Genomic DNA, 25037 nt, shown 5'->3' with positions numbered 1-25037 from the left:
ACCTGTTTGATAACTATCCTATCACCCAATGGTTTTAAAGCCATTTTAAGTACCTCCTCTATCTAAATTTATTATGTAATACTATTGTTAGCACTCATTGGTGTCGAGTGCTAATTACATTTAATATATTATAAAATGCTCCGCTAATAATCAAATGCCTTATACGGGTGAAAATAGCCGTATAAGACTAAAAATATGATATAGCTCATGATATCTCCTTATATCTCGAATTATCAGCTATTTTCTCTTATATAGTAAAAAAGGTACTGCTGGGCTATACCGGCCAATCGGCCAAAACGCTGATACGCCCACTTTTTTATATCCTTAAGCGAGGCGTTGGGCAGATAAAGCTGCTCCACAACGCGTTTTATCCATACGTCTACGGGAAAAGCCTCTCCTTTGCCCATGCCGAAAAGTAAAACGCAATCGGCCACTTTAGGCCCCACACCCGGCAATTTCATAAGAGCGCGATGCGCCTCATCGTATTCCATCCCCTCGATAGCCTTGAGATCAATTTCACCGGCGGCTATGATCCTTGCAGTTTCCACTATATACGGAGCCCTGTAGCCGCAACGGCACTCGTATATATTATCCGGCGTATGCACAGCAAGTTCATTTGGAGACGGAAAATCATAATAAAGGCTCCCTTTATACTCCAGGGGTTTTCCATACCTCATCGACAATTGTTCTATTATGCCTTTTATACGCGGAATGCGGTTATTAGCCGATATAATAAATGATATTAGACATTCCCACGGATCCTGGCGCAACAGTCTCATACCATAACCGAATCCCATTGCCTTGTCCAGAATAGGATCACCGGCTAAGCTATGCTTTATGCCTTCATAATCGGTATCCAGATCAAAATATCGGCGCCACACTCGCTCAAATTCTTCCATTGTGCACGGATGAAGCACCACGTTTTGCCCATGCTGGCATATTTCCAACACATGCCCCATGGCTACGCCTATATAGCTTCCCTCGCCCGAAGCATTCCAACGAAAGCACTGGCCGGATTCAAATATATGTTCAAGATAAAAGTGCCGGACATTGTCCAGCACTATAGTATCATCATCAGCTCGGGTTACGGTCACTTCTTGCCCCCCAGATATTCATGTATGGCTGCCGCGGCTTTTTTGCCGGCTCCCATGGCCAATATAACTGTGGCGGCACCGGTTACGGCATCGCCGCCGGCATATACCCCAGGGCGGCTTGTGGCACCGGTTGCCTCATCGGCTATTATGCCTCCCCACGGCTGTATATCCAGCCCATGTGTGGTAGACGCTATCAAAGGATTGGGCGTTGTGCCAAGAGCCATTATGACGGCATCCACTTCCATGATGAATTCCGATCCCTTTACCGGCATCGGACGTCGGCGGCCGGATGCATCGGGTTCACCCAATTCCATCTTTATGCATTCCATACCTGTGACCCTGCCGTTTTCGCCTATTATACGAATAGGGTTGGTCAAAAGATCGAATATGATACCTTCCTCTTTGGCATGATGGACCTCTTCCGCACGGGCCGGCATCTCGGCCTCAGAACGTCTATACACTATATGGACCTCATCGGCGCCCAAACGCAATGCGCAACGGGCGGCATCCATGGCCACATTGCCACCGCCTACCACAGCTACCTTGTGCGCTTTCTTTATAGGGGTATCTGCTTTAGGAAAGAGGTATGCCTTCATCAGGTTTACGCGCGTAAGGTATTCATTGGCGGAATATACGCCGTTTAAGCTTTCTCCGGGTATATCCATAAATTTGGGTAATCCCGCTCCTGTACCTATAAATACCGCCTGGTAGCCGTCGTCGAACAGATCGTCTATAGTAAGCGTATTGCCCGCTATAACATTGGTCACAAAATTCACTCCCAAGCGCTTCAGGGATTCTATCTCTTGCTTGACCAGAGCCTTGGGCAGACGAAATTCCGGTATGCCATAGACCAATACGCCACCGAGTTCATGGAAACTTTCAAATACAGTAACGTCATAACCCAGTTTAGCCAGATCGGCTGCTGCCGTAAGCCCAGCCGGGCCGCTGCCTATGACAGCCACTTTTTTGTCTGTTTTGATTGGCTGCTCGGGAGCCGGTATACCTCTCTCCATCTGATAGTCGGCCGCGAATCTCTCCAATCGACCTATAGCCACGCTTTGGCCTTTACGATTCAGGACGCATTGGGCCTCGCACTGTTCTTCCTGGGGACATACCCTGCCACATACGGCCGGAAGATTGTTGGTCTCCTTTATCTTTTGAGCGGCATCTTCGAAACGTCCTTCAGTAATCAATTTTATAAATTGGGGTATCTGAACATGAACCGGACAGCCGTCGACGCAAAGCGGGCGCTTGCATTGTATGCACCGCTGTGCCTCCTTCATAGCCTCATCCGGTGAATATCCCAGCGCCACCTCATCAAAGTTGCGGCGCCTCTGCGCCGGGTCTTGCTCGCGCATAGGCGTGCGTTCGAGTTTTAATGGCATTGGCACTGTCCTCCTTCTTCCAACGTAAGCAATGCCAGTCTCTCCTCATCTTTATAAAAAGCCTGGCGCCTCATGGCCTCATCGAAATCCACAAGGTGACCGTCAAAGTCTGGCCCATCGACACAGGCGTGTTTCACCTCATCGCCCACTTTGACGCGACAAGCCCCGCACATCCCGGTACCATCCATCATAATAGGATTCATGCTGACTATGGTGGGTATATCATATTGTTTGGTAATGCCGGATACTACCTTCATCATAATGAGCGGCCCTATAGCTATGACTCTATCATAGGTTTGCCCGTCCTCTTCCACAAGCTTTTTTAATACATCGCTGACAAAGCCATGGTATCCGACCGATCCGTCATCGGTAGCTATATAAATATTGCGGCAAAATGGCTTTATTTCTTCAGTCAGTATAAGATAATCCTTGCTCTTGGCTCCAAGAATAACATCCACATCTATCCCCATTTCATGCATTCTGCGCACCTGAGGATACAAAGGAGCAGCCCCTACTCCTCCGCCTATAGCCAGCACGGTTTTTAAACCGTCGAATTCGGAAGGTTTCCCAAGAGGTCCTGCAAAATCCTGTATATACTGCCCTTCCTCCAAAGCCGCCAGCAATTTTGTGGTTTTACCTATTTCCTGAAATACTATAGTAATAGTACCCTTATCCCTATCATAATCCGCTATGGTTAGCGGTATGCGCTCGCCCATATCGTATACGCGCAGTATTATGAATTGGCCGGGCTGCGCTTTCCGCGCTACAAGCGGAGCCTCCACCTCCATAAGGTACACCGACGGTGCGAGTTTTTCCTTCCTCAATATTTTATACACTGCAATCTCCTTCCCAATATACTATATAGCCACGCTGCGGGCCGAAATATTGACCTGCAGCACATTTAAACCGGTCAGGTATTCCACATCTTTGTTTATGCGTCTTTGGGTCTCTTGCAATATCGCACGCATATCGAAACCATATTCCATGGCCACGTCTACATTGATGATCACGCCCTCGCCATTTATATCCACTGCGGCATTGAGTACATTCTTTATACCCGGTATATTCGTGCAATTGTATACCGCTATATCGGCTACGGCTTTATCCGATATGGTATATCGTCCTCTATAGCTATATGTTGGCCTGACGATGGTTTTTTCGGTTATATGCGGCCGTCTGCCTCTGAATATAAGGCTCTTGACGCTATCGATAAAATAACCCGAAAAGTCCTTTTTTACCTCAAAAGTCGGAACCGGTATAACGTGCTTTCCTTCTTCCGTGCGTATTCTCCTCGCCGTATATATCTCCGTAGGCGATGATATATCGCCTATATATATCATTTCCTGTATAGACGGCAATTCAAGGTTGTGCTCTATTCGTTTCACCATTTCCTCCGATGTACCCAGTATCAATATGCCGTTCGGTTTGTAGGCGTCTATAGCGGCCTTAACCTCCGCGGCATGTTCCGGGTCCATAAATACCGCCCGCCTCACAGCCGCTATCTTAGTAGGCTCCTTTTTAGCCGACGAACCAGCTATTATTTTATTGCTCTGTATGAGCAAACCGTCATCTATAATATAATCTATATTTTTTTGCCCCGCCACACTGACCGCTTTATAGCTCTTTCCGGTACCACTAGGGCCTATCAGCGCATATACCTTCATTAATTGTGCCTCCATTTTATTTTAACACCAACATGCATGTCATTACAATAGTACCCGACAAATCCATAAAATCAACGGTCAGCATCTCTATGCTTACCCACATTGGCCATTGTCTCAGCGTAATATTTCAATTTATTATAGACCATGGCGTTTATAGTACCATCGGGATAGCTGCCGTCAGCTTGCTTTTGGCCGGCCGGTATGCCAGTGAGCAGTTCTATGCCCTCGTCTATGCTGCTTATGGCATATATGTGAAACAGGCCGTTTTTTACCGCCTCTATAATATCATCTTTGAGCGTAAGATTTTTGACGTTCTGCGCAGGTATAATAACGCCCTGTCGTCCAGTCAGCCCTCTTTTACGGCAAATATCGAAGAAGCCTTCTATCTTCATTGAGATACCGCCCACCGGTTGTATCTCGCCTTTTTGATTTACAGAGCCCGTAACCGCCAACCCCTGATATATAGGCACTCCGGCCAAACTTGATAATATGGCATATAACTCGGTGCTAGAGGCGCTGTCGCCGTCAATGCCGCTGTACAACTGCTCGAAACACAGGTTGGCCGTAAGCGCCAACGGTATATCCTGCGCATATTTTTCGCCTATATAACCGCTTAATATGAGCACGCCCTTGCTGTGCGACGTACCGCTCATCTCAATCTCGCGCTCTATATTTACTATACCGCTTTCTCCCATATACGTGGTAGCCGTTATACGCGAAGGCTTGCCGAATTCATAATCGCTTACATTTAATATGGACAAACCGTTTATCTGCCCTATTCTCCAGCCATCCACATCGATCATTATGGTACCGTCAACCATTGCCTCATCGATCCGCTCGTCATAGCGGTTTGATCTGTACTCTTTTTGTTCTATGGCCTTATCCACATACCGCGCATCCACTATATTGCTACCATCTATTTCCGCCCATGTGCCAGCTTCTGCTAATATTTCTACGATATCGTTGAACCGTGTGGACAATTTGGTTTGATCCTCCACCAATCGCGAGGCATATTCTATTACTCTTGCCACGCCGCTTCGATCAAACGGTTTTATTTTCTCCCTGCTGCAAAAGGAACTGATGAATTGTGCCAGTTTATACTCGTTCTCGGGAGTGCGGTCCATCTCGTCATCGAAATCAGCCTTTATTTTAAACAGTTTGGCAAAATCCTCGTCGAACTCATAAAGCGTTTCATATATATAATTGCTGCCTATCAAAATGACTTTTACGTCTATCGGTATAGGCTGCGGCTTTATAGAAACAGCCGGCGAAAGCGAACCCCTGTCATTGCTCTCTATAGTCAGCGCCCGCATTTTAAGCACACGCTTAAGCGCCTCCCATGCCTCCCAATTAGCGAGCAAATCTTTGGCCTGCAGTATTATATAACCTCCATTGGCCTTGAGCAATGATCCCGCCTTTATCATGGAGAAATCGGTGCTGAATGAACCGAATTCATTCTCATACTCTATCTGGCCTATAAGGTTGCCCTGCGTAGGATTAAATTCCACTACAACAGGAGCTCCCATAGAGTCGGTATTATCTACCAGCACATTTACCTTGTATTTATCCGTATCGAGGCCGCTGCGTTTGTTGTATAAAAATCCTAGCGGCAAAGCTTCATCATCGCCGTCATCTTGCTCCTTAAAGTCATCTATATTGAGCAATATGTCATTCTTCACAGCCTCGAGGTAGCTTACAACCTTTGGATAATCCGCATACTTTTGCTTAAAACCGTCTATGTGCATCCCCACCGCCAACAAAGCTATGCGGTTGTCCAATTCGCTCGTTTTAGCTCTGGCTTCTTTTTCCAGATTCCTTACCTTGCGCATTATCTCCATGGCCTTCACCTGGATTTGACTGGATTTTTCATTGAGTCGGCGTTTTGTCTCCTCGTCCAGCTTATTATAATCATCCTCTTCTACGACATTGCCGTCTATTATAGGTGCAAAATATATGCTTGAACCGGAAGTTTTAACCTGAAAATCCTGCTCGGCTGCCTGCTGATCGAGTTGCATGAGCAATTCGTTTTTTTGGTCCTGAAGCTGCTTAAATATGGAATTGCTCTCTTTTTCGTATTCATCACCAGAAAAGAGCTTGGGGATCTCCTCTTCCAATATATTGATCAATTCTTCCATATCGTTGCGAAACATCCTGCCCATACCGGCCGGAAGATTCAATGCCAATGGTTTCTCGGGATCATCGAAATTATATACATAGCACCAATCATCCGGCACATCTTGTTGGCTCGCTATTTTCTCCGCATACCATTGAGCATAACTCGTTTTTCCTGTTCCGCTAAGACCGCTCATATATATATTATAGCCGCGGATTTTTATTTTAAGGCCGAATTCCATGGCTTTAACAGCCCTATCCTGCCCTATTATGCCATCCAGCGGCTCTATTTCTTCAGTAGTATCAAAGTTAAAGGCATTTGGATCACATTCTTTTTTCAACTGTCTGTACGTCAATTCTTCCATCAGTTCAACCCTCCTTCAAAAAAGTTATATGCTAGAATTATACCACAACTATAAGAGCGGTGTATATCGATTGTTATTTTTTTTATATTTATCGCTCAAGTAAGCCTTAATAGCTTGGCTAAGCCTTTTTATGCCTATATCTATTTGTTCCTCATCGGTTGATGCAAAGCTTATCTTTAAATACCTCGACTTATCGGCCCGGGGGTAAAATGCCGAACCCGGCGCAAATATAACGCCGGCATCCACGGCATATCCGTATAACTTGCGGTCACAACAGCCTTCAGGCAGTAAAAGCCATATATGCAGGCCGCCGGACGGCACATAATACTTTATCTGTTTAGGCATATATCGATCAAGGGCTTGCAGCATATGCTCGTAACGTCTTTTATATTCGCCGTATATAATATTTATATGCTCGTACCACAGGCCCCGATTTAGATAAAGTTCCAACACGCGCTGCATAAGGCCTGACGTGGATATATCCGATGCGTGTTTCGCATCCAATACCCTATGATAAATATCATCGCGGCGTGGTAGCACCATAAAACCGAGGCGCAGCCCAGGCATAAGAATTTTAGAAAAGCTTTTTATATATATGACGCGCTGATCATCATCCATCGACTTTAGCAGCGGCTGCTTATTTCCGGAGAAGTTAAGCTCGCTCAAGTAATCATCCTCTACTATAAGAATATCATAGCGCCGTGCTATATTCAGGAGCTGTTTGCGTTTCTGCAGAGAATACGATACACCTGTAGGATTATGAAAATCGGTCATCACATATATAAGGCGCGGGTTGTCCTCCCTGACACGTCTTTCCAATATCCTGATGTCCAGTCCGTCCTCATTCATAGGTACTTCGGCTATACGCACGTTGCGCGAACGAAACGCAGCTATGGCACCTGTATAACTTGGACTTTCCATAACAACAGTATCGCCAAAGTCCAACAACGCTTTGGACAATATATCTATGCCCTGCTGAGCCCCCGAAATAACCTGTATATCATCCTGATGCGCTTCTATATCGACAGTAGCAGCGTATTCAACCAGAGCGGCACGCAACGGTGGATATCCACGGCTATCCTGATACTCGAATGCCATGCCCCCATCGCGCTCCAGCACTTCATTTATCAGCGCCTTGAAATGTTCCACAGGAAACAATTGGGGTGATGGTGTAAAGTTGGCAAAGTCGATTACATCATGGCTCGGCAGCGTATATTCATGCATAGATGCTATAGCGGTATCGGACGATACATAGGTACCGCTGCCGGTTTTTGAAAAAACCATGCCGTCGGTTTCAAGCCTTTTATATGCTTTCACTACGGTAACTGAATTTACGCCGAGCATACCCGCCAACTCCCGTATAGGCGGCAGTTTATGCCCCGGCTGAAGTTTACCGTCCTTTATCATATATTTTAACTGCTCATATAATTGCATGTACAAAGGCTTGCCGCATGACCGTTCGAGTTCTATATCTCCTATAAAATCCGGCATATCACCCCACCCTTTTCTATAAAATATGTTAAACTGCGATTTGAAATAGGACACACTGGAAGTCAGCCGTCGGATGTCAGAGGTCGGATAAGCTGCTCCTTCGAGAAATAGTGGTTAAAGCCGGAAGCAGGCCTTAGAATGTTTCGTTGTACGCTCTGCAAGCGAAGCGAACGTCAGGCGTAGGCTGGGCATGGACGCCCAGCCAGCCAGCACTGAGCATGGATGCGAATTGCTGGCGTTAGCCTGACGAAACGGAGCGAGCAGTTAAGCGTACTAGAAACATTCTCGAGACTGCGAAGGCTTTATACCACTATGTATCGCTGGAAATGCCCGAAGCGAGCTATAGTTTCACTGCACTCGACACATATGATCTGGAGACTAATCAGTTACCAATCTTGGATCTATTTCAAATCGCACATGCCAAAATCCAATATTGACATATGCATGACTTTGTGTCATAATAACACTAAAAATCATACATAATGCAATACAATTGTATCGATACATTATACTACACTATTATGATTTTGTAAAGTCAAAGAAAGGATGATATAAAACCTATGGATAAAGAACGCTATGAATTAAACAAAAACCTCGCCCAAATGCTGAAAGGCGGCGTAATAATGGATGTCACCAACGCCGAGCAGGCACAAATAGCCGAGAAGGCCGGCGCAGTAGCCGTCATGGCTTTGGAAAGGGTACCGGCTGATATACGCAAACAGGGTGGTGTAGCGCGTATGTCCGACCCGAAGATAATAAAGGAGATAAAGCGCGCGGTGAGCATTCCCGTGATGGCTAAGGCCAGAATAGGGCATTTCGTAGAGGCACAGATACTTGAGGCGCTGGGTATCGATTATATCGACGAAAGCGAGGTGTTGACCCCCGCCGATGAGATGTATCATATCAACAAATGGGATTTCAAGATACCTTTCGTATGCGGTGCGCGCAATCTCGGCGAAGCCTTAAGGCGTATCGGCGAAGGGGCCTCCATGATAAGGACTAAGGGCGAAGCCGGCACAGGCAATGTGGTAGAAGCCGTACGCCATATGCGCACGGTCATGGACGAGATAAGAAAACTCCAAAACATGCCCAAAGAAGAGCTGATGTCGGCCGCCAAAGAGATGCAGGCCCCATACGATCTCGTGGTATATGTAGCCGAGCATGGCAGATTGCCGGTGGTCAATTTCGCAGCCGGCGGTGTAGCCACGCCCGCCGACGCGGCACTTATGATGCAGCTCGGAGCCGATGGCGTATTCGTAGGATCCGGCATATTCAAATCGGCTGATCCGGCTAAACGCGCTGAAGCCATTGTCAAAGCGGTAACCTATTATAATGATCCGAAGGTTCTTGCCGAGGTTTCGGAAGATCTGGGCGAGGCTATGCCCGGTCTGGAGATAAGCCAGATAGAGGCCGCACAGCGCATGGCCGAAAGAGGCTGGTAACCATATGCTGCGTATAGGTATACTGGGCCTGCAGGGTTCGGTCATAGAACATACTGTAATGCTCAAACGCCTCGAAGATGTAAAACCGGTACAGGTTAAAACAGCGGACGACCTGGATGTTATAGACGGCTTGATTCTGCCGGGTGGCGAGAGCACGACTATAGGGCGGCTCATCACCGATTATAAACTTAAAGATAGAATTATAGAGCGGGCTCGTGCCGGCATGCCTGTATGGGGTACATGCGCCGGCATGATCCTGTTGGCCAAACATATAATCAACGATGACAATGTCCATCTGGGCCTCATGAATATACATGTTAGGCGCAACGCTTACGGCAGTCAATTGGACAGTTTCAAAACTGTCATGCTTATTCCCGCAGTAGCCGAATACCCGATACCGTTGGTATTTATAAGAGCCCCTTATGTTGAGAAGGCCGATGACGGCGTCGAGGTATTGGCCGAGCTCGACGGCAAGATCATAGCTGTACGGCAAGGCCATCTCCTTGCTACGTCGTTTCATCCCGAACTGACCGACGATCTCAGCTTTCACCGGTATTTTGCCGACATAGTAGCAAAATCTACAGTATAATCATGGACCGAAACTATGGAAACGCTTTATCAAGCCACGCATGGCGCGCATGTTTAAAAAAGCCCATGATGCCGGCAAATATGTAGCCATCCACTCCTGCGGCGACATACATGAGCTTTTTCCCGATCTCATAGAAATAGGGCTGGATGTATACAATACATCCAGCCGAAAACAAGGAACTATCAGGCCCGGCCCTGCTTGTATAAGCTTATCCTTCGTATATGTGCTCATAATATTATATATCATATAAGGCGGCAAAGCCACAGAAGTAACCAGTTTAGAGAATAGATTCGAAGTATCAGTATTAAACCAGCCTTTTCGCGTTAGTACATAACCGACAGCTATCATTATAATGATAGGCAGTATGCTTTGTATAGAATCTAGTATTATCAAATCGCCATCCTCTTCTATTGTTTATCAATAGTGAATATAATGCTATCCTCTGTTATCTCAGTCTTAGTTCCCATATTTTGTGATAATTCAGCAATCTTATTCAATATCTCGTCCTTTTTTGAGCCGGAGGCTATAACAGGATGACCTTTCTCCCGCATATAGACAGGATATGCCTTGGCTGCTGTCCATTTATCATTGGTAAAGTCCATCTCCAATATCATAGATTGCTTATTATTCTCCTTCAATTGATCGAATATGAGATTGCCCAAACTATAAACTATAGGCTTGCCGTTGTATATTTCCACGCCCTGCAGTACATGCGGATGATGCCCAAATATAGCATCTGCCCCGGCATCTATAATGCTGTGGGCCATTTCCTTCTGTTGAGGGGTAGTGTCATTGCTATCCTCTACACCCCAATGCAGAGATACGATTACTATATCGGCCTGCGGCCTTGCCGCTTTTACATCCTCCAGTATCATGTCCATATCGGTAGGCGCGACCCCGGGCCTATCATCGGCGGCGGCAAAGACCTTTTTATATGCATTGCTAAAATATATGTCCGCCATATCGCTATAGGCTAAAAATGCGACTTTTAACCCGTTTTTTTCTATTATGACAGGGCTTCTGGCTTCCGTTATATTTTTGCCGGCCCCTACCCCGTATATGTCCGCCTCATCCAACAAGCGCAATGTATCCAGCAAGGCCGGATCATCGTAATCTAGTATATGGTTATTGGCCAGCGATACTATATCTATACCGGCATATTTTAAGCCATCCAGTACAATCGGATCGGCACGAAATGTTATGCCTTTCCCAGGTAGTTTTTTGCCCGTCGTAGATATAGGACTTTCCATATTGGCAAATGTTATATCGCCGGCTGCCAGTTTATCCTTCACCTCTTCAAACGGGTATTTATAGCCATGCTCTGCCATCTGTATGCCGGCGGCCCTGTTGGCTGACAACATTATATCCCCTGCCACAACAAGTTTCATGTCCTTATCCGGAGGCGGCGGCAAAGGTTCCGGCTCTGGTTGAACGGGCTGCGGTTCAGGTTGCGGCTGCGGCTCGGATTGAGCTTCGGGTCGCTGCGGCGTCGGAGACAGCCACGAACAGCCGGCTGTTATTATAATCATGCTGACGGCTAATACTATGCAAAGTATACGTTTAGGCGGCATATTCTTCTCCTTGCAATCGTTCTGCCATTATTATACCGCATAATTACACTAATTCCAACAGCTCGTCCATATTTTCGGCTGCTTATATTCACCAGATGCATACCGCAGGCTCTGTATGGCCGAGCATACAGAGCCTGTAACCTAGACCGCTATATTATTATATATGATGAGCTTGCTGCCTGCAGTCACGTCGGCTTCATCATCCAATTCATTAAGCGTTTTCAGCCTCTCAATAGTGGTGCTGTAGCGTTTGGCCACAGACCACAGCGTATCGCCCGGCTGTACAAAGTAAATTATTATTCCGGCAGGCTTCTCCGGCGGTTCTTCTGAAACCTGTGCATCCACTATAACCTTTAGCGGCGTTGATCCCCATACAGCTGCATCCAGAACAATCCGGCCGTTTATTTCCACCGAATCGGCTGATATAAGGCTGTAAGCCATGTCTTTCACTAATGTGTCTAGCTTTATCACGCTGTCAGATTTTACACCGTCCATGGTCATAGACGCTTTAAACGGTATCTCCTGAGTAAAACTATTCACAAGTTGTTGGGAATAAGCCGCAGAATACAGGCCTTCTATTTTAACGAACCCTTCTAAATTTATATTGCCGTCCTCCACGCTGCATTCAGATATCAATGCATCGCCTTTGACGGCATAAAGCATATCCGCCTCGGGACCGGCGGATATGCCCGCAATGCCCTTAAACGAGACTTCAGATCGTACGGAACCCAGATATTCCATCGGCTTTATCTCTTTGGTCTCGGTTTTGAGAGCCGCGGTTACGGCATACATGTCACTTATAAATTCCATCTCATCTTTTTCAAAGAGCGATACTTTTAAGTCCAACATGGTTTCCAGATTTATAATGCGCATTTCTCCCAGCGGATTCTCTTTTATATCCACCGATATATCGCTTACTTCCGCTTTGGGCAGACAGTCTAGGCCTACATACGCTCCAAGCACATCTATTGTATGCTCGAATTCAATGTCATCCTCTATATTTTCTATCAGATCATCCTGTTCGTCAGTAACATACAGAGCGAATATATGCAAAATGCCGTTGACATTTACCCTGTTATCCAGTACAGTAAAGTCACTTATCAAGGGCTTTATATTATAATATATCAGTTCCTTTACAGAAGGTTTATCATCCGGAAGCTCCACGCCCTGGCGAAGCAAAGCCTGCGACGAACCGCTGCCTACCACTTTTGTCAAGAACATACCCTGCTTTTGGACTTCTATATCGCTAAGGCCGCTTACGTCTGAAGCAATATCTAATTGGATTTCGTCTATAATATTGGCGTCAATGGCCACTATGGCTTGCACATCCAATTTACGGCCATTTAGCAAAGTATAATCGATATACTGAAGCTTAACGCTCAAATCGCAGCTCGCCTTTGGCTTGGCACCGGGCACATCCATATATTGGTTAAACGATATGCTCCCCTCCATATTTTGCGGTAATCCGTTTTCCCCTTCGGGCACATATATTATATCGAAATCTATGGCCCCTTCGATCATCACCTTATCCTGAATAACTTCGCTGCTGCTTATGTTTACCGTTCCGTCTATCCATAGCACCCTCGCTATATCCGGTCTCATATCGGATACTATTATATCCCCTTCCACCACCGATTCGGTCGATGCTGCAGCTATTAACTGGCCAGTTTTTATAGTACTGCGCAAAAATTCCAGCGGCATATTATTTCTCCTCCAATCCACATTTTCCTATTAATATAGATATAACATCCTGTCCTAGAATATGTTAGATTGGAGAAAATTTTTTATTCATCTATTATCTCATCTATACCCGCACCCGGTGCCACCATAGGATAGGCATTTTCATTGTTGTCTATATCGCATTCTATAAGCGTGGGCCGGTCGGTGATAGACAAAGCATGCCTCAACGCATCTTCCACTTCTTCATTCATGGTTATTCTTAGAGCCTCCGCTCCATGCGCCTGCGCAAGTTTAACGAAGTCGGTGTCAACGCCCAGTGTCGTATGCGAAAAACGTCCTTGATAGAACAGCCGCTGCCACTGCCTGACCATACCCAAGGCATGGTTATTTAAAATCACTTCTACAACGGGTAACTTATACTTAACAGCCGTCGATAATTCATTTGAATTCATCTTAAAGCTTCCATCGCCAGCCACGTTTATAACACGCCTATCTGGCCTGGCAAGCTGCGCTCCTATAGCGGCAGGCAAACCGTACCCCATTGTACCCAAGCCACCTGATGAGATAAAGCTTCGAGGCTCTGCATAGTTGAAATACTGAGCGGCCCATATCTGATTTTGGCCCACCTCAGTGGTCACTATGCCGAAACCTTGCGTTAATTCATATATCTTCTGAACAACATATTGGGGTTTTATCCGTCCCGGGCCAAAATCTGTTTTTAGCTTATACTGCTCTCTCCATTGCTGCACCTGTTTATTCCATCCATTGAAAGCTTTTTCGGGCACCATATCCAATAATTCCTTCAATATTGTCTTAACATCCCCGTTTATCGGCACATCCACTCTTATATTTTTCCCAAGCTCAGCCGGATCTATATCTATATGGATTATCTTAGCATTTGGCGCAAAACGCTGCACATTGCTTATAACCCTATCGCTGAATCTCGCCCCTATAGCTATCAGCACATCGCTGTTGGATACTGTATAATTTGCATAACGGCTGCCATGCATGCCAACAAGGCCTAGGAAAAGCGGATGGTTGGCAGGAAATCCGCCAAGACCCATAAGGGAAGAAACCACCGGAATCTTCAGTTTCTCAGCAAACGCCTTTAATTCTTCATGAGCACGCGATATTATAACACCGCCGCCAGCATATATAACCGGACTGTTGGCCTCTGACAGGAGGCGTGCAGCCTGATTTATGTTCGCTTTCAGCTCATCTTCATCCATACATGTCTTGCTGTATATATTACAACTCTCGTATCCCGTAGCTACCGCCACGGGTTCATAATCCAGAAGAGCGGTCTGTATATCTTTAGGAACATCTATAAGCACCGGGCCGGGCCGTCCCGAACGGGCTATATTAAAAGCCTCCCTTACTATGTCCGGTAAACGCTGCGCATCTTTCACTATATAATTATGTTTCGTAATCGGCATGGTGATGCCTGTTATATCTACCTCTTGGAAAGAATCCTTGCCCAGTAGCGACAATGCCACCTGACCTGTAAATATTACCATTGGCACTGAATCCATATATGCATTGGCAATACCGGTAACGGTATTGGTAGCGCCTGGCCCGGAAGTGGCAAATACCACCCCTACCTTGCCGCTGGCTCTGGCATAGCCGTCAGCCGCATGCGTGGCCGCCTGTTCGTGGCATGGCAATATATGCGTTATATTGGAACCGTAAAGCGCATCATACAACGGCAAAACAGCGCCTCCCGGGTAGCCAAATATCAGATCGACACCCTGTTCTTCCAAACACTTTATGATAACTTCTGCTCCGGTTATTTTCATTAAAGCCGGTCATTCCATTCGAATGACCTTCCTCCTTTCCCAAACTTTAATATAAATAAAACCCTCCGTCCTTATAGGGACGAAAGGTTATATTTCGCGTTACCACCCAATTTCGCTGCTGCCTCGCGGCAACAACCTCCGCAGGTACATATAAATATACCTCGCGCTTATAACGGGCGCTTCCGTCTGAACCTACTCTATATTTATATTTCAGTCCAGCAACTCCAGGGCTACTTTCGCTATCACTGCGCTGCCGGTTCTCAACTTCCGCCCGGCTCTCTGTAAGCTCTCATATGACAGCTACTCTCCCTTTCATGGCCTTTAACGAATTATGTATACAATTTTGATGATACAACTATACCACAACTTCATGGTTATGGCAAGAAAAATTTTTGGTTATATTATTTTTCAGCGCCTACCACAATAAAAGAACCTTTGCCAAAACCGTATTCTACCGGTTCTTTATCTTTTATCTCGCCAAGTCTTTTAAAGATGGTCTGTGAAAAATTGAAATTTTTAAAGCCGGCTCTATAAAGCATGTCAACTATCTCACTCGTCGTATAAAAGGTGGCCTCCTTGTAAAACAAGCTCTTCTCTTTATTAATCTGGTATATTTTCCCTAAAGTGCTCTCTCTATCAATGAAGCCTATCAAAATTATTCCTCCGCTTCTTAGTACTCTGAAACACTCTTTAAATGATTTGATCACATCATCTACGAAGCAGACAGTTGTAACCATTAGCACAAGGTCAAAGGCATCGTCGGTGAAAGGAAGGCTTTCCGCCACACCTTCCGTCACATTAAGGCCCTGTCCTAACGCTATCTTTCTCATCTGCTCCGAAGGCTCAACCCCGTATTTTATGTCAAGGGGTTTTGCAAATTTTCCTGTGCCGATACCTACCTCTAATCCCCTTTCAAACTTTGGCATCAGTAGTTTCACGGCATCCAGTTCCGATAGATAGGCATATTTATTCTCTTGAAACCACTCCTCATACCTGTCAAAATGTTTTTCAAAAGCGGATATCTTTGCCATAATTATCCTTCCTCAAACTTTAAATTTCCAAACTGGCGCCCGCGCATATTTGAATCAAGCTATGTCAACAACCGATTTTACGCGGTAAATCATAGCTTGTTGCAACGGCCTATCGATTATCGAAATACTATAGCTATAATAGTACATTTAATGAAAGAAGGCAAGCCGCCTTTGGTACTGCTGGGCAATAAGTCCTTCATAAAAAAGAAAGGACAGGCTGTTTCTCCTGTCCCTGCAAGCCTTAACTGATGCTCACCTTATTCGATATCAGCATCTCCAAATCATCCTTCACGCGGTCAATGTCGTATTCATATTTTACAATATTACCATCCTCTATAAACACAACACATGGACTCTTTTCGCACTTAAGCCTCTTTAGCGGCATATCGGACTTATAGATATCTATTCGGCAGAGTTTTACGCTGCCTTCAAACTGTTTTTCCAGATTCTCAAGATTTATGAGGCACTCTCTGTCATAGCTTTCCACTGCGTTATATACATATGCCATTACCGGTATCTGCTGACCAAAGACTTCTTTTTCAAAATAATCGGTCTCTTCAATATATTTTTCCGCCATAACAGCCGCAGTTGCACCATCCCCTACAGATGTCGAGACCTGCCTTAAAAATTTATCCCTTACATCACCTACGGCATAAATCCCTTCAACATTTGTTTCCATAATCTCATTTGTCTTTATATAACCCTTATCGTTCATATCGATTATTCCCTTGAAGATTTCCGTATTGGGAAGATAGCCTATGAAAAGAAAGCATCCATCAACCTTTACAGGTATCAGTTCTCCTGTCTTTAGATCTTTGAGCACAACCCTTTCAAGGCGTTCTTCTCCCTCGAAAGAATCTACTACCGTATTCCAGTAAAATTTCATTTTTTCATTCTTCAATGCTTTCTCTTGGGCTACCTTGTTTGCATCCATTACCCCTTCTTCATGTATAACCGATACGCTTACCTGTCTGGCGAACTTTGTAAGGAAGATGCCCTCCTCTATAGCTGCATCACCGCTGCCTATGACCATAACATCTTTGTCTGTATAGTATGCCGCATCACATGTGGCGCAAAATGAAATACCTTTGTCATACAGATACTTTTCCTCGTTCTTGGCACCTGTTAGACGCGGTTTGCCTCCTGTAGCGATTATTACCGCCTTGGCATAATAATCTGTCCGAAAGGTAGATACAACCTTATACCTCTCTTCAAATCTTAATCCTTTGACATCAGTCAATTTTATGTCCACACCGAATTTTTTGACCTGCTTATCGAAGAGTTTCATAAGATCATTCCCGCTTATAGATTCAGGAAATCCCGGATAGTTTTCTATCTCGCTGGTGTATGTGGCCAGACCGCCTACGAGTGATTTCTCGATAAGCAGGGTTTTCAGCCTTGCCCTGCCACAGTATATAGCAGAAGTCATACCGGCCGGGCCGCCTCCGATAATTACTACATCATAAAATTCTTTCTTTTTCTCCATTATTACACCTCTACAAAAAAATATTAAAAAGGAAAGGCGGATATACCGCCTTTAAGTCATAAAATAGCGGACAAGCAATTTGCTCCCTATCCATGCTCCTAAGAATATAAAAATAGCATATACCCATCCATGCACAGACATTGAGGCTATCCCGCTAAAGAAGGCACCTATGTTACATCCGAATGCGATTCTTGCACCATATCCCATGAGCAAACCGCCCAACGCCGCCGCAATAAACTGCTTATATGACTTCAACTTTTTGATTTTAAACTGTGACGCCAAAAGCGTAGCCAGTAGCGCACCTACAATTATTCCGATATTCTGGACAGAGCCTGTGTTAGTAAACACTGACTGACCAAGGGCTTTGGAGTTTGCTTCCAACTGGAAGAAGTTCCAGCCAGAAACATCTGCCCCAAATAGCTGTAATATCCAGGCGCCCCAATATGCGAATGTTGTTGTAACACCCCACCCTTTGCCCGATATTGCAACCATCGCAGTATTGAGTGTTGCCAGAAGAATTGCGCCGGTCCAGTATGACCATGCATCCTTAAATATTCTTTTATACCAAGGTGAGTTTATAAGATTCATATTATCACACCCCTCTAAGATATTATTTAGTTTTCTCTATATATATCTCCCACTCTCCATCATCCACCTCCTCGATCTCTACATTATAACCGACTTTCCTGGCCCACTCCGGGACATTTTTCATGGCGCAGCTATGATCTATCTCCACTATTAAAGTATCACCGACTTTGAGCTGTTCCATCTTTTTTTGCGTCTTGATGAGAGGTACGGGACAAGCTTCTCCAAGACAATCCAATCTGTATTCTGCCATAAATTTATTCCTCCTCAGAACCTAATTTTTTATTTTCATACCACTCAGCTATAAGAAATAGTATAGCTAATACTATAAGCTGGCCAAAAAGTGCCGGTGCCCACCCTAACAGATCGGGCAAAAATATAGTAGGCGCTTTAGAAAAGAAGGTATCAGCCCACCAGCCATAATCATGAGCACCCCACATCGAGCCGATTATAAAGAATAGCAATGCTATACATTGCTGCACGAAACCCTCGCCAACTCTCATTAGAGTACCAGATGCGCATCCTCCTGCTATAACCATCCCAATGCCAAACATGGTGGCACCTATGGCTGTGAAAATACCTGCAGGAGCGATATTGCCTGGTACAGGGAGCTCTTTGGACACTGCGCTGTATTGAACCGCAGCAAATCCTATGGTTGCCAGCATCAAGGCTACAATTACAGCTCTTGTAAGCGATGTGCTGCCCGTCAACACAGGGTCTCTCAATGAAGCCGTAAAACAAAACCTTGATTTTTGAAGCACAAACCCAAAGGAAATGCCAAAAATCCAATAGATACTTAGCATTGACGAAATGCCTGCCAGCACGATACCTACTGCTATAACAATAATTAGCAATACTATACCTGCCGGTACTTGGTTCTTTTTCTTCCTTTTGGGCCTTTTTACTTCATCCATTTTCTCACTCTCCCTTTTGTCATTTCAGAGCTTAACTGCTCTTTGACATAATTATATCATACAAATTCGCATTATTGTTATAAATTTAACGAATGCTGCATAAGCATATCTTATCTCAAGATGGCTGCGTTTAGCAAAATATACATATATTGTTTATTTTTGATGGCATTATAAGGCTATTATTGCGAAAATATCTAAATGTTATTTTTCATCTCTGGTTATTATTGTAAAATTACAGGGCTGTTGGCAATAAAATTAAGCTTTTATTTAAACACAAAATGGTGTATAATACTTTTAGTATTGACATTTATTTATCATGTATTGGGGGTATAGGTATGGAACTTGCAAGCTTACGGGCTTTTTATCAAACTGTATACTATAAAAGTATATCTATTGCTGCAAAAGAACTTTATCTTTCTCAACCTGCTATAAGTATGCAGATAAAATCTCTGGAGCAGGAACTTAATACAAAATTGTTGGAACGCAGCAATAAGGGTGTAAAACCCACTGAGGCCGGAAATATAGTGTATGAATACGCTCAGAAGATACTGGAGCTTTATGAGCACATGAATAAAGACCTCGAGTCATTAACCAACACACAAAGGAATATATTCATGCTATCCTGCCAATCTTTTGGCCACTATTCTCTTCCGTGCAGCCTCTATGAATTTAAGAAGAAATTTAAGGGAGTTGATTTTGATATAGAATATATCTCTACAGATAATGTAATAAGAAACATTGAGAAAGGCATGTGTGATATAGGTTTTATAGAAGGGGAATACGCCAATGAAGATATAGAGTGCATAACGCTGGGTGCTTCACGGATGTACTTTGTGGCTAACCCAGAAATTGTAAATAGCAATATACTCACTAAAGAAGAAATAAGCCGATATAGCCTTTTTATAATAGATAAAAAATGTTATCTTCGCCAAATCATTGAAGACGTATTTTCCTCTCATGCCATTGATGTCCATTCTTTTAATATCTATATGGAATCGTCTTCATTTGAGGCGATTAAATCATCTGTACTGGCAGGCGAGGGAATATCTGTAGTACCGTATCTATCAATTAAAAAAGAACTCTACAACAAGAGCCTGATAATTCTCGAGGTTGAGGATATGGTATTTAAATACCATTATTCGCTGATACACAGTAAAAAAATTACCGATCCGCTGAAGTTGAACTTTATTAACTTCATTAAAGGGTATGGCAAAAAAAGCTTTTGTTAGGTGAAAAATATGAGATATGATATTGATTGTCTTGGTGAAATGTGCCCTGTACCCGTGCTCAAGCTAAAGGAAATCATGGGAAAACTTAAAAAGGGTGATTCGGTAAAACTCGTTATAGACCATAGCTGTGTTTTAAGCAGCATATCCGATTATTTGAAACATGGAGGACTGAAAGTCAAGATAGACGAACCCCTAAATGGCGTGTGGGAAATATACATTGAAAAGATGTGATGAGCTCAAAGTCCGCCATGTGAACCGCATCACATCTCCGGCGTGTCCAACGCCACCACTGCTGAGCAGGTAATACCTACTCTACACAGATGCTTTTAAGATACAGCACCTTGAATATTTTATGCAGCAAAGGATTACTTGCTGCAACCACCGAATATTCAGTTTTGAGTGAATAAATATCAGCTCTTTGCCATGACCTTTTCACAGATTATTGACAGGAAAATTTTCCTACCACACTGTGTAGCCGCCGTCGATAACCATAGTATGACCTGTCATAAAGCTGGAAGCATCCGAAGCCAAATATACTACAGCTCCCCCTAATTCTTCAGGAAGGCCGGCCCTTTGCATGGGCGTTAATCCCAGCCAGTACTGTTTTGCCATATCTGTTTTTAGATTTTCTTCGGTCATGGACGTCCTCATATAACCCGGCGCTATAGCATTGACACGTATATTGTACTTGGCCCATTCCGCCGCCAACGATTTAGTCAACATAATGACTCCGGCTTTGGATACATTATATGAAACCTGGGGCTGCGGATTGTTTACTATAATACCCGACATTGATGCAATATTTATTATAACGCCGCCATTTTGACGTATCATCATGCGCCCGGCTATTTGTGAACATGTAAATACCGCATTAAGGTTTAAGTTTATAACGTCATGCCAGTCTTCTTCGCTCATCTCTTCTGCCGGTACATTTCGAACAATACCAGCATTATTAACAAATATATCCAGTCTGCCCCAACGCTTGCTCACGTTATCGATCATCTGTTGCACCTGTACTCGATCGGTCACATCAACTTTAATAGGCACGATATCGGTACCAAACCGCTGCAACTCCCGAGCTGCAGCATCGGCATTTTCCATATTTATATCGGCTATCACCACATCGGCACCGGCTTGAGCCAATGCTTCTGCCATAGCTCTGCCCAAGCCTTGGGCAGCTCCAGTAACTATAGCCTTCTTGCCATTGAGCTTAAAGGAAGCTAATATGTCCATTTTGTCCTCCTTATATTTTTAATATAAAATCACGAATTCTCTCAGATAATTTCCAGCTCCACCACGGTATCTATTTCGTCCGGCAGCGAAGCCCCTGCAAGGTCTATAAAGGCATCGTCCGGATATTCGGCGGCGTTCCATGGCCTAAGCACTTTAACCTCCGACCTATCCGACAACAGGCGGGCCTTCTTTATCTTACCGCCTAGGCCTCGCAAATTTATAGGGCCTACTGTTTTATCGTATATATGCGCATAAACGAGCTCACCCTTTTGTGTGTAACGCCCCCATTCCGGCTTAGGCAGCGCAGCCGCACCGCACCCGTAAATACTGTCGCTGTTTTTATCCATCCATTTGCCGACTTGTTCCAATATGCAAATAGATTCTTCCGGTATCTCGCCTTTGGCATCCGGCCCTACGTTGAGCAAAAGATTACCGTTTTTGCTTACACATTCCACTAGTGCCCTTACAATCTGCTTAGGCGATTTATAATTTTTATCGGCAGAGCAATAACCCCAATGATCATTCAGGGTTATGCATGCCTCCCACGGTATCGGTTTGCCGTCCTCATCGGTAATGCCTTCAGGTGGTATAATCTGCTCGGGCGAAGCAAAGTCACCGGCGTATATCTCAGGATCCCTAGCTTTTATGTTTCCGCCTAAGCGGTTATCTATGATGATGTGTGGTTGCAGCTGACGCACCATATTTACCAATTCCGCAGCTTTCCATGTTTCGCCTTTCATATTATCATAGGAAAAATCAAACCATATAACATCTATTTTGCCGTAGTTGGTGAGCAGCTCCTTTACTTGGTTATGCATATAGTCTATATATTTTGACAGATCGCGTTGTTGCCCCTTGTATGTTTCATTGTCCCTCATGGGGTGATGTGCATCGCCATAGGCAGGATAATCGGGATGATGCCAGTCAAGCAACGAATAATAAAATCCAACCTTAAGCCCTTCATTGCGAAAAGCCTCTGTGTATTCTTCCACAAGGTCTCTTTTAGCAGGCGTATTTGTGGCCTTATAATCGGTAAACTTGCTGTCAAAAAGGCAGAAACCGTCATGATGCTTGCTCGTCATAACCACATATTTTTGTCCCGCTGTTTTGGCTATCCGAGCCCATTTCACAGGATCGTAGTTTATGGGATTGAATTCTTCAAAGTATTGCTGATAATCCTCATCGCTTATCTTCTCCTGGCTTTTTATCCATTCGCCTCTGGCCGGTATCGCATATATACCCCAATGTATAAACATGCCAAACCGCGCCTCGGTAAACCATTTAATGCGCTCTTCATTGTTCAATGCCATAATAAAACCTCCTCATCTAGTTGCTATTAAGCCATCTGCAAGGCCACCATCTGATACCCATTTATTTCCGGCACAATAAACTCAACCCTACCGTTTCTTATTTCAAAATCCAATGCCTCCCCTTCAGGTACGCACATAACAGCTTTTACTTCGCCATCCATCTTCACCGATACCTTTACGTTATAAAGAGGTATGACATCCTCTATTATGTCAATATCCTGGCTGCGACGCTCCGGTATATAGTGCAGGAGATGCAATACCAGTCTATTATAATCGGCCTGCTCGTTTAATGTAACTATCATGGTACTGGGGCCGCTGTGGCATACGAGGGGATCCGGCAACAGCATATTCAGAGCGTTTAAGAAAAGCTGCTTGCACCAACGCGGAGCATTCTTATCATACTGTGTGAAGATCGGATGCGCAAAATATACAGCGCGGCCGCGTTTCAATATGCCTGGATATCCTATCTCTCCTGATGATGGCGTATGCCTGTGAGAACAGAAATGCTCCCATGTACGGTTGAAATAGGGTACAGCCACTTCCGCCAATATCTCCGTATCATCCTCGGGTTCTACCTCTAGCCCTCGCATATACATGACATGCTCGGTCTCCGGCAGACCTTTACCTATTTCACCTTTAGGCATTATGAAATCGGGGCTATAAGATGCCTGACCTTTTAATTTAACGCCCAAAGCCTTTAGAGTAAAAGTACTTTTGGTTTTGTCAAGACCCGATTCAAAGGATGCTATAACAGCACCCCCATCAGCTATGTATCGTTCCAGCTTAGCCGCGAATTCATCGGATACGGGAATATTATCGGGCAATATCAGTACTTTATATGGCGAGAGAGAGCTATATGAATCAATGATATCAAACTGATGACCTGCTTCTTGCAACATGCGCGTTACGCCCATGATGGCCGGTGTAAGGCGTATATCGTTGGTCTCCTCAAATCCCTCGGGCGTGAATACGCCTATATCGGTTATAGCTTTAGCTCCGGCACACCATGGTTCTTTTTCTTCCACCTGTGAGTATACCGAACCTATAAGATCATAAACGGGTTGTGACAATCTACCGTTCGGTTCAAGCTGGTCGCCTATACTGCATTTGGCATTTAAGGCCAGCATATGAAAGCATTCGAATTCCAAGGCGGCTTTATTCTTAAATGAATGGAAATCTCCCCATGATGTATGGAATTTGCCGGTCATGCCCAAACAATCCAAGCCAAGATTTCTAGCATATCGCACAGCGATGGGAAAATGCATGTAACCCCAGCCTCCGCTAGGCAGGCTCTCCAGCTCAAAATGAGTATAAGCATCAACGACAGGTCTATGGGCTGGGCCCACGTGGCCTTTATTATAGAATATGGTGCAATCCTTATTAAACTGCCTTATAAAGGCTGTCATATCCTGCTTAAATTCGTTTATAAGCATCTGGCCATAGATTTGTCGATCTTCCAATTTAGACGGATCCAAACCTTCTTCCTTCATCCCGGCACGACAGTATCTACAAGCACATGGCGTAGGCTGCACTATATCAAAAAACAAGCCATCCACCGGAAACATCTCCAATACCTCTCGAGTCATGGCTTTTAAGAAATCCCTGTAAGGCGAATTGACACACAGCTTTCTGTAAAAGCCGGGCTCAAATAAGGCATTGCCTAAAGGCTTGCCTTCACCATCCAACGCCAACCATTCCGGATGCTCTTCAGCGGTGTACTGATCCCATTGCGCTGTTATGTAGATAGGCACACGTATATTATGTCTGTGACAAGCCTCTATCTGCTCTTTAAGCAGATTTTTGTTTGCCAAATGGGGATGGACCCTCTCCGGAAAGGCTTTGGAATCGTAATACAGCATACCGTGATGGCATCTGGCAAAACACGTTATAGAATCCACATACGCTCTCTCCAACGTAGACGCAAATTCCTCGGCATCGAATTTTGCGCCTATTTCTTCGATATCCGGGCTGGTATGAAAATCTAGATGAACTTGCCTGAAACGCAAATCGACTTTGCTCATAAAACATCATCTCCTTTACGATTGCTTTTACCTTCTTCT

Annotated in this window: 22 protein-coding genes, 1 pseudogene and 1 other annotated feature; of the genes and pseudogenes, 5 read left to right on the top strand and 18 right to left on the bottom strand. The window is 44.6% G+C overall.

Going from position 1 to position 25037, the window contains the following annotated elements; all coding sequences use genetic code 11:
- Positions 1–233: 233 nt before the first annotated feature.
- The 6 genes from JG770_RS04075 to JG770_RS04050 all read right to left on the bottom strand — a co-directional run bounded on the left by JG770_RS04075 (position 234) and on the right by JG770_RS04050 (position 8111).
- Positions 234–1094 carry a DNA glycosylase gene (locus tag JG770_RS04075; RefSeq protein ID WP_291955553.1) on the bottom strand — a complete coding sequence of 287 codons (861 nt, stop codon included), beginning with the start codon at positions 1092–1094 and terminating at the stop codon, positions 234–236.
- Positions 1091–2479, bottom strand: coding sequence for an NADPH-dependent glutamate synthase (gene gltA, locus JG770_RS04070; protein WP_291955550.1), 1389 nt, complete (start codon positions 2477–2479; stop codon positions 1091–1093). Before gltA ends, JG770_RS04075 begins: the two co-directional genes overlap by 4 nt.
- The gene (locus tag JG770_RS04065) at positions 2470–3315 is read right to left on the bottom strand and encodes a sulfide/dihydroorotate dehydrogenase-like FAD/NAD-binding protein (RefSeq protein ID WP_291955547.1); all 846 of its coding nucleotides are present in this window, start codon (positions 3313–3315) and stop codon (positions 2470–2472) included. Before JG770_RS04065 ends, gltA begins: the two co-directional genes overlap by 10 nt.
- Positions 3316–3336: 21 nt before the next feature.
- The gene (locus tag JG770_RS04060; RefSeq protein WP_291955544.1) at positions 3337–4143 is read right to left on the bottom strand and encodes an Asp23/Gls24 family envelope stress response protein; all 807 of its coding nucleotides are present in this window, start codon (positions 4141–4143) and stop codon (positions 3337–3339) included.
- 71 nt (positions 4144–4214) lie between these two features.
- Positions 4215–6620 (bottom strand): ATP-binding protein, encoded by a 2406-nt coding sequence (locus tag JG770_RS04055; RefSeq protein WP_291955542.1) that lies wholly within the window; start codon positions 6618–6620, stop codon positions 4215–4217.
- A 48-nt stretch (positions 6621–6668) separates the two neighbouring features.
- The gene (locus JG770_RS04050; protein WP_291955540.1) at positions 6669–8111 is read right to left on the bottom strand and encodes a PLP-dependent aminotransferase family protein; all 1443 of its coding nucleotides are present in this window, start codon (positions 8109–8111) and stop codon (positions 6669–6671) included.
- 560 nt (positions 8112–8671) lie between these two features.
- Between JG770_RS04050 and pdxS the strand changes: the two genes are divergently transcribed.
- From pdxS to JG770_RS04035, 3 genes are read left to right on the top strand one after another with little or no spacing between them, the layout of a single operon-like run.
- On the top strand, positions 8672–9553 hold the full coding sequence (gene pdxS, locus JG770_RS04045) for a pyridoxal 5'-phosphate synthase lyase subunit PdxS (protein ID WP_291955538.1): 882 nt from the start codon (positions 8672–8674) through the stop codon (positions 9551–9553).
- A gap of 7 nt (positions 9554–9560) precedes the next feature.
- On the top strand, positions 9561–10142 hold the full coding sequence (gene pdxT, locus JG770_RS04040; RefSeq protein WP_291955558.1) for a pyridoxal 5'-phosphate synthase glutaminase subunit PdxT: 582 nt from the start codon (positions 9561–9563) through the stop codon (positions 10140–10142).
- Between the two features lie 40 nt (positions 10143–10182).
- Positions 10183–10392: a hypothetical protein gene (locus JG770_RS04035; protein ID WP_363320914.1), complete on the top strand. Its 210-nt coding sequence runs from the start codon at positions 10183–10185 to the stop codon at positions 10390–10392.
- On the opposite strand, the pseudogene JG770_RS04030 reads toward JG770_RS04035, so the two are convergent.
- The 9 genes and pseudogenes from JG770_RS04030 to JG770_RS03990 all read right to left on the bottom strand — a co-directional run.
- Positions 10353–10535 (bottom strand): annotated as a pseudogene (locus tag JG770_RS04030) (AEC family transporter); the annotation flags it as partial. The gene JG770_RS04035 and the pseudogene JG770_RS04030 sit on opposite strands and share 40 nt — an antisense overlap.
- 14 nt (positions 10536–10549) lie before the next feature.
- Positions 10550–11713: a CapA family protein gene (locus JG770_RS04025; RefSeq protein WP_291955536.1), complete on the bottom strand. Its 1164-nt coding sequence runs from the start codon at positions 11711–11713 to the stop codon at positions 10550–10552.
- A gap of 141 nt (positions 11714–11854) precedes the next feature.
- Positions 11855–13414 carry an SPOCS domain-containing protein gene (locus JG770_RS04020; protein ID WP_291955534.1) on the bottom strand — a complete coding sequence of 520 codons (1560 nt, stop codon included), beginning with the start codon at positions 13412–13414 and terminating at the stop codon, positions 11855–11857.
- An 83-nt stretch (positions 13415–13497) separates the two neighbouring features.
- Entirely contained in the window at positions 13498–15189 is a 1692-nt protein-coding gene (ilvB, locus tag JG770_RS04015; protein ID WP_291955532.1) for a biosynthetic-type acetolactate synthase large subunit, read from the bottom strand.
- A gap of 72 nt (positions 15190–15261) precedes the next feature.
- Positions 15262–15514 (bottom strand) — a binding site (T-box leader).
- A gap of 76 nt (positions 15515–15590) precedes the next feature.
- Complete coding sequence (locus tag JG770_RS04010) at positions 15591–16220, bottom strand: class I SAM-dependent methyltransferase (RefSeq protein WP_291955530.1); 630 nt, start codon at positions 16218–16220, stop codon at positions 15591–15593.
- A gap of 241 nt (positions 16221–16461) precedes the next feature.
- Entirely contained in the window at positions 16462–17706 is a 1245-nt protein-coding gene (locus JG770_RS04005) for an FAD-dependent oxidoreductase (protein WP_291955529.1), read from the bottom strand.
- A 51-nt stretch (positions 17707–17757) separates the two neighbouring features.
- Positions 17758–18294, bottom strand: coding sequence for a YeeE/YedE thiosulfate transporter family protein (locus JG770_RS04000; RefSeq protein ID WP_291955527.1), 537 nt, complete (start codon positions 18292–18294; stop codon positions 17758–17760).
- 22 nt (positions 18295–18316) lie between these two features.
- Complete coding sequence (locus JG770_RS03995) at positions 18317–18544, bottom strand: sulfurtransferase TusA family protein (protein ID WP_149545720.1); 228 nt, start codon at positions 18542–18544, stop codon at positions 18317–18319.
- 4 nt (positions 18545–18548) lie between these two features.
- Complete coding sequence (locus tag JG770_RS03990) at positions 18549–19205, bottom strand: YeeE/YedE thiosulfate transporter family protein (protein WP_291955520.1); 657 nt, start codon at positions 19203–19205, stop codon at positions 18549–18551.
- A gap of 335 nt (positions 19206–19540) precedes the next feature.
- Between JG770_RS03990 and JG770_RS03985 the strand changes: the two genes are divergently transcribed.
- Positions 19541–20434: a LysR family transcriptional regulator gene (locus JG770_RS03985; RefSeq protein ID WP_291955517.1), complete on the top strand. Its 894-nt coding sequence runs from the start codon at positions 19541–19543 to the stop codon at positions 20432–20434.
- 9 nt (positions 20435–20443) lie between these two features.
- On the top strand, positions 20444–20665 hold the full coding sequence (locus JG770_RS03980) for a sulfurtransferase TusA family protein (protein ID WP_291955514.1): 222 nt from the start codon (positions 20444–20446) through the stop codon (positions 20663–20665).
- A gap of 228 nt (positions 20666–20893) precedes the next feature.
- On the opposite strand, the gene JG770_RS03975 is transcribed toward JG770_RS03980, so the two are convergent.
- The 3 genes from JG770_RS03975 to JG770_RS03965 are packed head-to-tail and all read right to left on the bottom strand — an operon-like array spanning position 20894 to position 24998.
- Complete coding sequence (locus JG770_RS03975; RefSeq protein ID WP_291955511.1) at positions 20894–21667, bottom strand: glucose 1-dehydrogenase; 774 nt, start codon at positions 21665–21667, stop codon at positions 20894–20896.
- A 41-nt stretch (positions 21668–21708) separates the two neighbouring features.
- Positions 21709–22977 carry an alpha-L-fucosidase gene (locus JG770_RS03970; protein ID WP_291955509.1) on the bottom strand — a complete coding sequence of 423 codons (1269 nt, stop codon included), beginning with the start codon at positions 22975–22977 and terminating at the stop codon, positions 21709–21711.
- Between the two features lie 26 nt (positions 22978–23003).
- Entirely contained in the window at positions 23004–24998 is a 1995-nt protein-coding gene (locus tag JG770_RS03965) for a beta-galactosidase trimerization domain-containing protein (RefSeq protein WP_291955507.1), read from the bottom strand.
- Positions 24999–25037: the final 39 nt, after the last annotated feature.

Origin of the sequence: Mahella sp. (assembly GCF_020054945.1) — a bacterium.
Taxonomy (GTDB): Bacteria; Bacillota; Clostridia; order Mahellales; family Mahellaceae; genus Mahella.
This window is presented reverse-complemented; position numbering and strand designations above follow the sequence as displayed.